The 13,925-nt window shown below is 27.6% G+C and carries 16 protein-coding genes; 15 read left to right on the forward strand and 1 reads right to left on the reverse strand.

Annotated features, from left to right (window positions below):
- Positions 1-7: 7 nt before the first annotated feature.
- The 10 genes from Q1J60_RS03605 to Q1J60_RS03650 all read left to right on the forward strand — a co-directional run bounded on the left by Q1J60_RS03605 (position 8) and on the right by Q1J60_RS03650 (position 7,191).
- The gene (locus tag Q1J60_RS03605) at positions 8-724 is read left to right on the forward strand and encodes a DUF881 domain-containing protein (protein ID WP_300258624.1); all 717 of its coding nucleotides are present in this window, start codon (positions 8-10) and stop codon (positions 722-724) included.
- 12 nt (positions 725-736) lie between these two features.
- Entirely contained in the window at positions 737-1,075 is a 339-nt protein-coding gene (locus Q1J60_RS03610) for a small basic family protein (protein WP_003451069.1), read from the forward strand.
- Positions 1,076-1,087: 12 nt separating this feature from the next.
- Positions 1,088-1,819 (forward strand): DUF881 domain-containing protein, encoded by a 732-nt coding sequence (locus tag Q1J60_RS03615; protein WP_300258627.1) that lies wholly within the window; start codon positions 1,088-1,090, stop codon positions 1,817-1,819.
- 97 nt (positions 1,820-1,916) lie between these two features.
- The gene (locus Q1J60_RS03620) at positions 1,917-2,576 is read left to right on the forward strand and encodes a YggS family pyridoxal phosphate-dependent enzyme (protein WP_300258629.1); all 660 of its coding nucleotides are present in this window, start codon (positions 1,917-1,919) and stop codon (positions 2,574-2,576) included.
- An 18-nt stretch (positions 2,577-2,594) separates the two neighbouring features.
- The gene (locus Q1J60_RS03625; RefSeq protein WP_300258632.1) at positions 2,595-3,044 is read left to right on the forward strand and encodes a cell division protein SepF; all 450 of its coding nucleotides are present in this window, start codon (positions 2,595-2,597) and stop codon (positions 3,042-3,044) included.
- A 1-nt stretch (position 3,045) separates the two neighbouring features.
- Positions 3,046-3,807, forward strand: coding sequence for a YlmH family RNA-binding protein (locus tag Q1J60_RS03630; RefSeq protein ID WP_300258635.1), 762 nt, complete (start codon positions 3,046-3,048; stop codon positions 3,805-3,807).
- A 12-nt stretch (positions 3,808-3,819) separates the two neighbouring features.
- Positions 3,820-4,446 carry a DivIVA domain-containing protein gene (locus tag Q1J60_RS03635; protein WP_300258638.1) on the forward strand — a complete coding sequence of 209 codons (627 nt, stop codon included), beginning with the start codon at positions 3,820-3,822 and terminating at the stop codon, positions 4,444-4,446.
- Positions 4,447-4,583: 137 nt separating this feature from the next.
- Complete coding sequence (locus Q1J60_RS03640; RefSeq protein WP_300258640.1) at positions 4,584-5,504, forward strand: RluA family pseudouridine synthase; 921 nt, start codon at positions 4,584-4,586, stop codon at positions 5,502-5,504.
- 3 nt (positions 5,505-5,507) lie between these two features.
- Positions 5,508-6,044: a bifunctional pyr operon transcriptional regulator/uracil phosphoribosyltransferase PyrR gene (gene pyrR / locus Q1J60_RS03645; RefSeq protein ID WP_300258642.1), complete on the forward strand. Its 537-nt coding sequence runs from the start codon at positions 5,508-5,510 to the stop codon at positions 6,042-6,044.
- A 19-nt stretch (positions 6,045-6,063) separates the two neighbouring features.
- Positions 6,064-7,191: a THUMP domain-containing class I SAM-dependent RNA methyltransferase gene (locus tag Q1J60_RS03650; RefSeq protein WP_300258644.1), complete on the forward strand. Its 1,128-nt coding sequence runs from the start codon at positions 6,064-6,066 to the stop codon at positions 7,189-7,191.
- 117 nt (positions 7,192-7,308) lie between these two features.
- Here the strand turns inward: Q1J60_RS03650 and Q1J60_RS03655 are convergent, their stop codons facing one another.
- Positions 7,309-9,036, reverse strand: coding sequence for an Rqc2 family fibronectin-binding protein (locus Q1J60_RS03655; protein ID WP_300258646.1), 1,728 nt, complete (start codon positions 9,034-9,036; stop codon positions 7,309-7,311).
- A 100-nt stretch (positions 9,037-9,136) separates the two neighbouring features.
- Between Q1J60_RS03655 and dapF the strand changes: the two genes are divergently transcribed.
- The 5 genes from dapF (at position 9,137) to Q1J60_RS03680 (ending at position 13,917) form a co-directional block, all read left to right on the forward strand.
- Positions 9,137-9,955, forward strand: coding sequence for a diaminopimelate epimerase (gene dapF, locus Q1J60_RS03660; protein WP_300258647.1), 819 nt, complete (start codon positions 9,137-9,139; stop codon positions 9,953-9,955).
- A gap of 16 nt (positions 9,956-9,971) precedes the next feature.
- A complete protein-coding gene (locus tag Q1J60_RS03665; RefSeq protein ID WP_300258649.1) occupies positions 9,972-11,003 on the forward strand; it encodes a beta-propeller domain-containing protein in 1,032 nt (343 codons plus the stop codon).
- Between the two features lie 98 nt (positions 11,004-11,101).
- On the forward strand, positions 11,102-12,490 hold the full coding sequence (locus Q1J60_RS03670; protein ID WP_300258651.1) for a GspE/PulE family protein: 1,389 nt from the start codon (positions 11,102-11,104) through the stop codon (positions 12,488-12,490).
- Complete coding sequence (locus Q1J60_RS03675) at positions 12,477-13,496, forward strand: type II secretion system F family protein (protein WP_300258652.1); 1,020 nt, start codon at positions 12,477-12,479, stop codon at positions 13,494-13,496. Before Q1J60_RS03670 ends, Q1J60_RS03675 begins: the two co-directional genes overlap by 14 nt.
- A complete protein-coding gene (locus Q1J60_RS03680; RefSeq protein WP_300258654.1) occupies positions 13,489-13,917 on the forward strand; it encodes a prepilin-type N-terminal cleavage/methylation domain-containing protein in 429 nt (142 codons plus the stop codon). The genes Q1J60_RS03675 and Q1J60_RS03680 overlap by 8 nt, the downstream gene beginning before the upstream one ends.
- Positions 13,918-13,925: the final 8 nt, after the last annotated feature.

The following is a 13,925-nucleotide window of genomic DNA, read 5'->3' on the forward strand; positions in this document are numbered from 1 at the left end:
GTGCTTTTTGAAGAAGTTGTCTTCACAAATTATTATAGGTATAGTTTGTGCTTTGTTAGGGTTTTTATTAACCTATCAATTTAAAATAATAAATAATAAAGAGAAAAATATAATAGAAAATTATAACCAAAATGACATAATGGCAGAAATAGACGGACTTAAAAAGGAAAAAGAAGAGCTTCAAAAGAATAATGATTCTTTAAATAAGAGGCTTAAAGAAATGGAGGAAGCAGCAGCTTCTAAAGGAGATGTAAATAATAAAATAAAAGAGCAATTAGATAAAACAAGAATGATTTTAGGAACTGAAGAGGTTAAGGGACCGGGAATAATTTTATCCATAACACCTAAATCACCATTGCTTACTTCAAAGGATCCTCAATATATAAGTGAAAATGAAATTGTTCATATATTAAATTTATTATCTTTTTCTGGAGCAGAAGCTATTGCTATTAATGATATTAGAATAACTCCACAAACAGGAATAAAGAATGCAAGTAACTTTATATGGATAGGAAATAATGAAAGAATTTCTCCTAAGGAGAACTTGACAATAAAAGTTATTGGTAACCAAGATAACTTAATAAAAGGAATTGATTTCCCAGGAGAAATGGACTATGGAGTATTAGGCGGTAATTATGACTATAAATATGAGAAAAAAGATTCAATTACAATACCTAAGACTACTCAAAACCTATCTTCTGAATATTTAAAAAAGGTTGATTAAGAAGGTGATTAAATGATAGTATTTATTGGGCTTTTAGTAGGTATAATAATAGGAGTTATATTTCCAGGAAGCATACCAGACAAGTTTTCTCCATATTTATCTATAGCAATAGTTGCATGTTTAGATTCTGTTTTTGGAGCAATAAAGGCTAGTTTAAAGAAAGAATTTCAAGCAGATGTTTTTATATCGGGATTTTTTGGGAATGCAGCTTTAGCAGCTTTACTAGCATATCTAGGTGATAAACTTGGTATACCACTATACTTTGCAGCAGTAATAGTATTTGGTAGTAGAATATTTAATAACTTTGCAGCTATACGAAGGATATTATTAGATAAAAGTAAAGAACGATAAAGAGGTGATGCTTTGAAAAATAGAGAATTTACTATTTTTATATTTATAGCTTCTGTTATAGTTGGACTTTTAATATCTATGAACATAAGTTTGGATGGAATAGAAACTACAAAGGTGTTAAATGTTAGAGAATATCAAGAGGCATACAATAAACGTAACAATCTTTATAATGAAATATCAAAGTTAAAGGAAAGTAATAAGGAATTGCATGAAAAAATAAATAATTATTCAAAGAATGATGAGACTAGCAATAAAATTTCAAATGATATGATAGAAGAGGTAAATAATAATTTAATGCTTTCTGGATTAGCAGATGTTAAAGGACCAGGTTTGAAAATAGTTTTAGAAGATGGTGGAGAAGCTTTTAGTGGAGAAGTAGTTGATGATTTTATGAGACTTTTAAGAACTATTCATGATGATGATATGATAAAAGTTATAAATGAACTTAAAGCTGCAGGCGCAGAGGCCATATCTATAAATAATCAAAGAATAATATATAATACAGAGATATATTGTGGAGGACAGTTTTTAAGAATGAATGGAGTTAAGATACCAGCCCCGTTTTATGTTAATGCTATAGGTAATCCAGAAAAAATGGAAAATCAACTTATGAGAGATGGAAGTTATATTAAAACTCTTATGAATAGAGGAATAAAGGTACAGATAACTAAGAGTGATGATATAACAATGCCTTCATATATTAGTGATATGAATTCGAAATATATGGAACCTAATATAAAGTAAGAACTATGCCTTGCGAAAAATTTGTACAAAAAAGAAGGATTTTCTATTCCTATAAAGAAGAATATAATGTAATATATAATTAAAGGAGACAGTAAAAGTGGATATAAAAGAAAATTTAATAAGATTTACAGAAAAAATTCCAAGTAACGTTCAACTTATTGCTGTATCTAAAACAAGAACTATTGAAGAAATGGAAGAGGCCTATGAATTTGGTATTAGAAAATTTGGTGAAAATAAGGTCCAAGAAATAATAAAAAAGTTTGATGAGTTTCACCAAGATGTAGAATGGCATTTAATAGGACATCTTCAAACCAATAAGGTGAAGTATATAGTTGATAAAGTTCATCTTATACAATCATTAGATAGTATTAAATTATTAAAAGAAATAGAAAAGGTGTATGGTAAACATAATAAAATTGCCAATACTTTAATTCAAGTTAACATAGGAAGAGAAGAACAAAAGTATGGTATCTTGGAAGACGAGTTAGATGAACTTATAGAAGCAATAGAAGCTTGTAACAATGTTAATGTTTTAGGTATTATGACTATAATTCCAAAAGGAACAGAAGAAGAATGTAGAAAGTATTTCAGTAAAACTCATAAGCTTTTTTGTGAATTAAAAGAGAAAAAGTTTAAGAATATAAAAATGGAAATACTTTCAATGGGAATGTCAGGTGATTATGAGATTGCTATTGAAGAAGGAAGCAATATGGTTAGAATTGGTCAAGGAATTTTTGGCAAAAGATTATATAAATAGAATTAGGAGGATATGTATATGTCAAAAGTAGTTAGTAAAATGAAAAGTTTTTTAGGGTTTGATGAATTTGAAGATGAAGATGAAGTAATGGAAGAAGAAGAGGTAATGGAAGAAGAAGAATCATTTGCTCCAGTATTATCTTCTAAAAAAAGTAGTAAGGTTGTAAATATTCATACAGCTAATACAGCTAAATTAATGATAACTAAACCATTAGTTTATGATGATGCAACTGAAATTTGTACTGCATTAAAAAATAGAAAGATTGTTGTTATAAACACAACTTCATTAGAACTTAGAACAGCTCAAAGATTAATAGACTTTGTTGGTGGAGCTTGCTATGCATTATGTGGAGAACTTCAAGAAGTTGAAAAAGGCGTATTTATAGTATCACCTTCAAATGTTGAAGTAAGCAATGAATTAAAGAGTGAATTAAGTAATAAAGGAATGTTTAACTGGGCTTCAAAATAGTATGAATAAGAAAGATTTTATTAATTTATTAAATTTAGAAGAGTTTGAAGCATTAAAACTTTTTGAAAGGTTTAATTTAGCTAGGACAAAAAATATTTTAGTATTTACTGATGAGTTTTATACTCCAGATGTATGGAGCACCCTTCAAGAAATGAATTTATTTGATGTAAATGTTGAAAGTTTTGGATTTTTTGAGGATGGAGAACGAAGAGTAATAGCATTTAATAAGGAAGAATATGATTTATTTCCAATAAGTCTTTTAAGGATTCAATGCAATACTAAATTTTCAAAATTAGAGCATAAAGACTATTTAGGATCTATTATGGCTTTAGGCATAAATAGAAACAAAATAGGAGATCTGATTTTAAGGGATGATGGATGTTATGTTGCTGTTCATAATAGTATAGTTGATTTTCTAATTAATAATTTAAATAAGATAAGAAATCTTAATTGTAAATGTGAAATAATTTATGATTTAGATGAAATACCTAAACCTAGCTATGAAGAAAAAAATGTAATAGTAACTTCTAAAAGGTTAGATTGTATAGTTGCAGCCTTGGGAAACATATCAAGAAGTAAAGCTTTAGATGCTATAAATTCAGGTAGTGTTCTTCTAGACTATAGAATAACAAAAGATAAAAGTAAAGAAGTTTCAGAAGATTCAAGACTTACCATAAGAGGTATTGGAAAGTTTAAAATAAGTAATATTTTTGGGACAACGAAGAGTGGTAGATTAAAATTGACAGTATTTAAGTATACATAGGAGTGTGATTATATGAAATTAACCCCAATGGATATTAACAACAAGGAGTTCAAGAGGGTTTTAAGAGGTTATTGTCCAGAGGAAGTAGATGAATTCTTAGACCGAATAGTCGAAGAATATGAGATTCTTTTTAAAGAAAACACTGCTTTAAAAGAGAAACTTGAAAATTCTAACGATAAGATAGAACACTATAGTAAAATTGAGAATACAATTCAAAACACTTTATTATTAGCTCAAAATACAGCTGAACAAGCAAAAGCTAATGCTCAAAAAGAAGCTGATGTAATAATTAAGAGTGCTAATGATACAGCTCAAAGAATATTAGATAAAGCTCATAATGATGTTATACAAATCAATGATGAATATGACAGAGTTAAACAGGAGTTTACAAAGTTTAGAGCTAAGTTTAGAAGTTTTATGAACTTTCAAATAGATACTTTTGATGATTTAGAGAAAGATTTTATTAAGAATTTTAACATAACTAATCCAGAGTATGAAGTTGAAACAGAAGAGCAACAAGGTATAAAGATTGATTTTGAAGAAAATCAAGAAGAAAAAACTGATCTTAAAGACATCTATGAAGTGGAAACACATTTCGATGATGTAAATGAAATTAAAAGCTTCTTTGCTGAAGAGTAAGTAGCTGTTAAAAAATCTCACTTTGATTAAGGTGAGATTTTTCTTTTTGTTTAATTAATTGTTGAAATTTAATATTTTATTATATAATATTTAAGATATAGCTTTAAATATTTACTTTAGAATGGAGCAAATAAACTATGAGTTTAAGTAAAGAAGTAATAAAAATAACTGAAGAAGAAAAAGGAATAAGAGCAGATAAGTTTTTAGCTCTTAAAATAGATGGAGTTTCAAGAAATTTTATTCAAGGGCTTTTTGATGATGGAAAAATTTTAATTAATGGAAAAGTAGAAAAGGGAAAATATAAGCTTTCAGTTGGAGATGAAATTGAGGTAGAAATACCAGAACCAGAAGAGTTGAAAGTTGAAGCTGAGGATATTCCATTAAATATAGTTTATGAAGATGAAGATGTGATAGTAGTTAATAAACCAAAAGGAATGGTAGTCCATCCTGCACCGGGAAATTATACTGGAACTTTAGTTAATGCATTATTACACCATTGTAATGATTTGTCAGGAATAAATGGGGTTATAAGACCTGGGATAGTACATAGAATAGATAAAGATACTTCTGGAATATTAGTTGTTGCAAAAAATGACAATGCTCATCAAAAACTAGCAGAACAATTTAAAGATCACAGTATAAAAAGAGAATACTATGCTATTGTTGAGGGAAGATTTAAAAAAGAAGGTGGCATAATTGATGCACCTTTAGGAAGACACAATAGAGATAGATTAAAGTATGCTGTAGTTAAAGATGGAAAGAGAGCAGTTACTCATTACGAAGTTCTTAAGGTATTTAATTCATGTTCTCTTGTTAAATGCACTTTAGAAACAGGAAGAACACATCAGATAAGAGTTCATATGTCTTTTATAGGTCATCCATTACTTGGAGATACTGTTTATGGCTTAAAGAAACAAAAGAAATTAAGTCAAGAGGGGCAAGTTCTTCATGCTAAAACATTGGGATTTATTCATCCTACTACTGGAAAATATGTTGAATTTGACTCAGAATTACCAGAGTACTTTGAAAAAATTGTAGAAAAATTAGGAGGGTGTTAGAATATGCATCTAAAGGCAAGTTTGTTAGATGAAAATGCTATAAGAAGAGCGCTTACAAGACTTTCACATGAGATAATAGAAAAGAACAAAGGAGTAAATAATATAGTTCTTGTTGGAATTAAGAGAAGAGGATATCCTTTAGCAGAGAGACTTTCAGAGTTTATAGAAAAGTTTGAAGGAGTTAAAATTCCTGTTGCTAGCGTTGACATAACATTATACAGAGATGATTTAACTAATATTAGTGATACACCAAATTTAAATGACTCTAAAATAGATGTTGATATAAGAGGAAAAAAGGTTATTATAGTTGATGATGTTTTATATACTTGTAGAACAGTTAGGGCGGCTATTGATGCAATAATGGATCAAGGAAGACCGGAATTTATACAGTTAGCTGTTTTAGTAGATAGAGGGCACAAAGAGTTACCAATAAGAGCAGATTATGTTGGAAAGAATATTCCTACATCAAAAGATGAGATAATAAAGGTTCAAATCAAAGAGATTGATGGAACTGATTCAGTTGAAATATATGAAAATTAAAACTAAGGAGTAAATTTTTATGGATTATAATTTAATAGCCACTGCAACTTTTGGTTTAGAGGCTGTTGTTGCAAAGGAATTAAAAGAGTTAGGATATGAAGACCTAAAAACTGAAAATGGAAGAGTTCATTTTGAAGGGGATGAAATGGATATTGCCATAACAAACCTTTGGCTTAGAACTGCAGATAGAGTTTTAATAAAAGTAGCTGAATTTAAAGCAGAAAGCTTTGAAGAGTTATTTAATAAAACTGTAGAGATTGATTGGAGTAAGTATATACCTGTAGATGGTAAGATGCATGTTGTTGGTAAATCTGTTAAGTCAAAACTTTTCAGTGTTCCAGATTGTCAATCAATAGTTAAAAAAGCCGTAGTTAAAAGCATGAGCAGAAGTTATGGGCAAGATTGGTTCACAGAAGATGGTCCAGTGTACAAGATAGAAGTTGGGCTTTTAAAAGATATTGTTACATTAACAATAGATACATCAGGAGATGGATTACACAAGAGAGGATATAGAGAACATTCAGGTCAAGCTCCTCTTAAAGAAACACTAGCAGCTGCTATGGTTTTACTTTCAAAGTGGAGAGGAGAGCAAACTCTTATAGATCCATGTTGTGGATCTGCTACTATACTAATAGAAGCTGCTATGATCGCTAGAAATATAGCGCCAGGATTACATAGAAAATTCGTTTCTGAAACTTGGCCTTCAATGGATAAGGAAATATGGGATCAAGTTAGAGAGGGAGCAGAAAGATCTATAAAGAAAATTCCTTTAGATATAACTGGTTATGATATAGATAGTTGGGTATTAAGTACAGCTAAAAATAATGTAAGGAAAGCAGGATTAACTGACTGTATAACTTTAGAAAAAAGAAACTTTTTTGAATTTTCAACTAAGAAAAAGTATGGATATATGATTACAAATCCACCATATGGTGAGAGAATAGGTGAAAAAGAAATAGTTTCAAAATTAAATAAACATTTTGGAGAGGTTAAAGAGAAATTAGATACTTGGGATTTTAATATTTTAACAGCATGTCCAGATTTCCAAAAAGAGTTTGGTAGAAAAGCTACTAAAAACAGAAAACTTTATAATGGTAGACTTTTATGCTACTACTACCAATACTTAGATAATAATTTAAAGAAGTAATTTAAAAATTTATTTAGCTAGATATTTTTTAAAAGTTACAAATAGAATTAAGTATAACTGTATAAATTCTTAGTTTAATACAGTATTTACTACAATCTATTTGTAACTTTTATTTTATTACTTAAGTTTTTCTAAAGTTATTTCTTTTGGTGAATCCATGTAAACTGTTTTGTTAGTTGAATAGATTACCATTCCAGGTTTAGAACCAGAAGGTTTTTTTACATTTTTAACTAAAGTATAGTCTACAGGAATTTTAGTGCTACCTTTTCCTTTGCTATAGAAAACAGCTAAGTTAGCAGCTTCTTCTAAAGTTTTGTCAGGAATATTTGAACTTTTAACAATTACGTGAGAACCAGGTATATCCTTAGTATGAAGCCAAGTATCATTCTTGTCAGCAAACTTTAAAGTTAAATAATCATTTTGAATATTATTTTTACCAACATAAATATCTATTCCATCAGAAGAAACATAGTGATAAGGCTTAGATTGTTTTTCTTTCTTTTTGCCATTATTATTTCTTCTAAATCTTATATAGCCTGTTTCTATAAGTTCATTTTTTATAGCGTCTATGTCTTCGTAGTTATCTGCAACCTGTATGCTTGATGAAACTGAGTTTAAATATTTAAGTTCATCTTCGTTTATAGCCAGTTGCTCTAAGGCCGATTCTTCAGCCTTTTTTAATTTATTATATTTTTTAAAGTAAAATTGAATGTTTTCAGATGGTGTTTTATTTTCATCAAGTGAAATAGTTAGATAGTCTTCATTATTACTATAATAATTTAAAAGGTCAACAGATTTATCTCCTTTTTTAATACTATAAATATAAGAGGTTAGAAGTTCACCTTTAATTTTAAACTCATCTTTTTTAGAACATTCTTCTAAGGTTTTTTCAAGAACCTTAATCTTTTTTAAGCATCTGTCTATATTAGTATTAACTAGTCTTTGTATATCTGAGCTTTTTGCATGTAATCTATCTTGTTTATCCTTATTAGCAAAAAAGGCATCTAAAAGTTCACTACTATTATCATAAACTTCTTTAGTACAATCATCTAAAATAGATAAATCTTTAAAATAAAAATCTATAATTTTTTCGTTTTTGTAGAATATAATATTTTGTATATCTTTAAATATGTTGTTGAAGTAATTACATATAAAGTCAAATATATCATCAAAAATATATGAATTCCCAAATTGTGATTTAAATAATGAATACATTTCAAGAGAAAGATTTTTGCCAACACCAGTTAGTAACTTTGAAAATATTTTTTCATCTAATTCATTATTATTTTTGTTTAGTTTAGCTTTTAAATCTTCTTTCGAAAAGTCAAAAGGATTTAATTTTTCAGATTCAGGAGGAAATACATAGGTTATACCAGGATATAGAACTCTAAAACTATTTTTATTTGCTGTTATATGTTTTATTGATTCCATAATTTTATTATCTCTTTTCCTTACAAGAGAAATATTACTGTGTCTAGACATTATTTCTACTACTAAAGTATATACACTATCAAATCCCATTTCATCTTTATTTGCTATATCAATTGAAACAATTCTATCTGTAGATTGTTGATATATATCAATTATTCTTCCACCTGTCAAATATTTTCTTAATACCATACAAAAAACAGGAGGTTGTAATGGATTATTCTTATTTATTGTAGTAAAATGTAATCTAGGGTATTTGGAACTAGAGGAAATTAAAAGTTTTTTGTTTTCTTTTCCACGTACATTTATTATTATTTCATCCTTTTCAGGTTGATTTATTTTGTCAATTCTAGAATTTATTAATGAATTTTTTAATTCATTTATTAAGTTATATAAAAAAATACCGTCTAAAGCCATGATTTTCTTTCCTTTCTAAATTGATGAACATAGAGTTACATACAGTTAGTATACATCTTATAATAAAAAGTATCAATAATAGGTAATTTGAGGTGATAGTGTGAAGTTTTCAAAAATGCATGGAAATGGAAATGATTTTATAGTTATAGAAGATTTGAATAATGAATATTTAGATAAAGAGGGAGAAATTGCTAAAAAAATGTGCCATAGAAGATTTGGAATTGGTGCAGATGGAATTTTAATAGTTAGAAATAATGAAAATTGTGATATAGAAATGGTAATAATAAATTCAGATGGCTCTTATGCTGCCATGTGCGGAAATGGAATAAGATGTTTTGCTAAATATGTCTATGAGAAGGGAATAGTAAAGAAAGATGTTTTAGATGTTTTAACAGGTGATGGAATTAAAAGAATCTTTTTAGAAATTAAGAATGATAAGGTAAAAACTATCAATGTAAATATGGGATTTGGAGATTTCAAACCAAAGAATATTCCAGCATTATGTGATGAAGAAATAATAGAAAAAAAAGTGAGTGTAGGAAATGAAAATTTTGAAATAACATCCTTACTTATGGGAGTTCCTCATACTATTATATTTGAGGAAGAAAAATATCCTATAGAATTTGGTAAGTATATAGAAAGATATAATTTATTTCCTCAAGGGACAAATGTTAATTTCTGCAAAGTGATTGATAGAAACACAATGGAAGTTAGAACTTGGGAAAGAGGTGCAGGTCCAACATTAGCATGTGGAACAGGAAACTGTGCTTCAGTTATAGTTGCTAATAAATTAGGTCTTGTAGATAAGGAAGTAAAGGTAATAGTTCCAGGTGGAGAATTAAAGGTTAATATTGAAGATGATGGAGTAAAAATGATAGGTGATGCATCATTTATTTGTGATGGCACATATTTATTTTAGAGAGGGAAGTAAGTAAATGAGGAAAGCTGCTGCTTTAAGTTTATTAGTATTAGTTATTTTATCAACAACCATTGTGGGATGTAATTTCAACAAAGGGTCTAATGAAGAAGACAGTAAAGGAAAAAAATTAAAGCTTCCTGAGAACATTGTATCTGTAATTTCAAGGGAAGATGTTGAGTATTACGAAATAGAAGGGGATTCACTAAAAAAACTTGATTTGAATCTTAAGGGTCATATTGAAGTTTATAGTGAGGAATTGGGTTTAGCTGTTTATAGAGAATTTGATGATAAGGGAACAAACTTAATAATCACTAATGGAGTTAAGGAATATAAGATATCAGTAGATGGAAATATAGAGGAATTAATTATTAGTCCAAAAGGAACTAAGCTTCTATACAAATATAGTTCTGAGGATAAAATAGGATATAAGGTTTTAGACTTACAAGATTTTAAGGAATTTGATTTTAATGAGAATTTAGCTATTTCAGGGGAGAATGTTAAATTTGTTAATGAAGATCAATTAGTTCTATATGGTGTTGACCTAGAAAAAAGAAAAAGTGGGCTATACATTTATAATATTAAGGATGGAAGTTACACTTTAGAGAAGCAAGTTGTTAAGGCTTTTATAGATTATATTGATTTACTTGAAGATCAAGTTGTTTTATATACTGAAAGCAGTATTGATGGCAAGAAAAATTGCTATATATATAATTTGGATAATAAAAAAGAATCTGTTATTTCAAATGAGGTTGGAGAAATAGAGTCTTTATGTAAAATAGGAAATGTAGTATATTTTATTGGTACAAAAGGAGAAGGATTAAGAAGCTTGTATTCAATTGATACAACAAATAATAAAATTGATAGATTGGTATATGATTTTCCTAAAAATATATCAGATAAATCAAAGTTAATAGTTGTTGGAGAGAATATATATTTTCTTGGGTTTAATGATAACAAAGAAAAAAATTCACTATATAGATATAACATAAACGATAAGAGTATTAAACTTATAGATAGTAATAAAGGGCAGTATATTATTATAAAATAGTTAAAAGTTCTAGATTATTAAATTTTTTTAATAATCTAGAACTTTTTTGTTTAAAAAATAAATGCCTTGTCAATTATTACTGGTGAGGAGGTTGATATATGAAATATACAATTAAAGATGTAGATATGAAGTTAATGGAAAAGATATCTAAAAAAGCAGCCTTAGAGATGAATTTAATCGCTTTGAAAGAAAACTCAGGCAAAATATTTTTTTATACAAGCAAAGAAGAATCAAAGAAAAGAGAGTATTTATCTTTATTATTTAGAGAAAAAGAAATAAATTTTGTAATTGGAAATAAGAATGAAATAGAAAGTTTAATTGAAGATTGTTATGGTGGGAAAAGTTTTTCTAATGATAAATTTCTGGATGAAGAGTTAGTAAGTCTTATATCTTTAGGGATAGAAAAAAATGCTAGTGATATTCATATTGAGCCGTTAGAAGAATATGCTAACATTCGCTTTAGAATAGATGGAACATTAGTTTTAGTTAAGAGAATAAAGAAAAATCTTTATGAAAATTTAGTCAATAAGATAAAGTTAAAAGCTGATATGGACATAAGCGACAAATTAAGATGTCAAGATGGTAAGGTATCATTTAAAAATCATGGATATGATTGTGACTTAAGAATATCAAGTATTCCAAGTGCTTTTGGTGAAAAGTTAGTAGTTAGAATTTTATATAAGAAAAATGAGTTTATGAATATTGATAATTTGAGTTTAATGGAAGAGCAAAAGAATAAAATTAATAAACTTTTAAAATTGAAACATGGAATGGTAGTTATAAATGGGCCAACAGGAAGTGGAAAATCAACAACCCTATATGCATTATTAAATTCAATAGATAAAGAAGGGATAAATATAAGTACTATAGAAGATCCAATTGAATTTACCATAGCAGGAATAACACAAACAAATGTTAATGAGAAAGTTGGATTAACCTTTGCTAATGGATTAAAGCATATATTAAGACAGGATCCAGATGTTATATTAATTGGAGAAATAAGAGATGAGGAAACTGCTAAAATTGCCATAAGGGCTTCCATAACAGGGCATAAAGTATATTCAACAATTCATGCTAACAGTGGAAATGAAGTTTTTAATAGATTATTAGATATGGGAGTAGAAGGATATTTAGTAAAAGAAGGAGTAAGTTCAATAATAACTCAAAGATTAGTAAGAAAAAGTTGTGAAAAATGTAAAGTTAAGATAGAACTAAAAAATGAATTAATTGAAAATTTAAAAGGTGTAGAATTAAGTTTAAAAACTTACTATAAAGGAACTGGATGTGAAATTTGTAATTGGACAGGTAATAGTGGAAGAAAAGCAATTTGTGAAATTATATTTCCAAGAGAGCATAAAAGTACAGAAGAGATTGTTTGGGGAGAAGAACTCTTAAAGTCATGTTTTACATTAGTTAAAAAGGGAGAAATATCTTTAGAAGAATATTATTTGTTAAAGGAATGTGAGGGGTTAGATGTTTGGGTTTAAAGATGAAGCTTCATACATATGCTTAAATTTAAGTACATATGTAAAATCAGGAATGTCTATAGGACGATCATTAGAACTAATAAAGAATACTGTGAAAGATAAGAAATACAAAGAATCCTTAAAAAGAATTGAGAAAAAGGTTTTAAATGGAGATTCTTTATCAAAGGCTTTTGAAGATGAAGGTAACTTATATCCAGATTTAATGAAAGATATGATGAGGATTGGAGAAGAAAGTGGAAACTTAGAAGGTGTATTGGAGAAGTGTGCTAGAAATATATTAGCTGAAAAGGAAATAAAAAATAAAATTGCTAAATCCTTGAGATATCCAGTTTCACTTCTTATAGGTTTAATTATTATGATTTTTTGTTATGTAACTTATATTTTGCCACAGTTTGCAGATATGTATGAGTTAAGGGAAGTTGAAGGTTCTAAGATTATGACTTTGTTAAATAATTATATTAAGTTTGTAGAAGAAAATCCAAATGTTGAGGTAATAGTTTTTTGCTATTTTTTATGTATATTAATTTCACTTTATCTATTATTTAAAGTAATAAGCTTGGAAAAAATATTAGAAAACATAGAATTATATAGCATGTATTATGAAATTAGAATATTATTTTTAATAAACATGATATTAAATAGTGGAATATCTCTTAATAATGCTTTGAGTGTCTTTGAAGAAAGCTTAAGTGATATAAAGCTTAGAAAATATATTAAAAGTATAAATGAAGAATTAACAAAAGGATCTACTTTAAGTAATAGTATAGGGAAAATAAATGTTATTTCTCATGTATCAAAGGGATTTTTAATAACTGGAGAAGAAAGTGGATTGTTTAGTAAAAATGTTGAAGAACTTTTGAAAATAAGAGAAAAAGATTTTGATAGGGTGTTAAATAAAACTGTTGGGAAAATAGAGCCAGCAATGTTTATTATATTAGGATTTGTTATTTCAGCTATGATGCTTTTAATTTTAATACCTACCTTTGAGGGAATGAAATATGTATAGAAAAAGAAAAGGATTTACTCTTAGTGAAGTAATAATATATTTAGGAGTAACTTCTCTTATTTTAGTAATACCAACATCATTTATGATTATAAAAGATAGAGGTTATGAATTAAAAGTTGAAGGTGAAATAAGTAAGATTCATGATTTTTTAATGGAAGCAAAACAGTTATCTAAGAAAGATAATTTATATGGGGAAATAATTTTTGACATATTAGATAATAAATTAATCTATCAAAATCAGATTAGGACTACTTCTTTGAGGTTAGATTCAGTTAGAGTAAGTTTCAATAGAAATAATTTAATTACTATAAATGAGACCGGTATGATTAGTATAGCTGGTACTATAACAATGATTGATAAAAATAATAAGAAAAGAGAAATAACAATAGTTCCAGGTTTGTGGAAAATTAATGTTAAGTGATTCATGAG

This window comes from Clostridium sp. (genome assembly GCF_029258205.1).
Taxonomy (GTDB): Bacteria; Bacillota; Clostridia; order Clostridiales; family Clostridiaceae; genus Sarcina.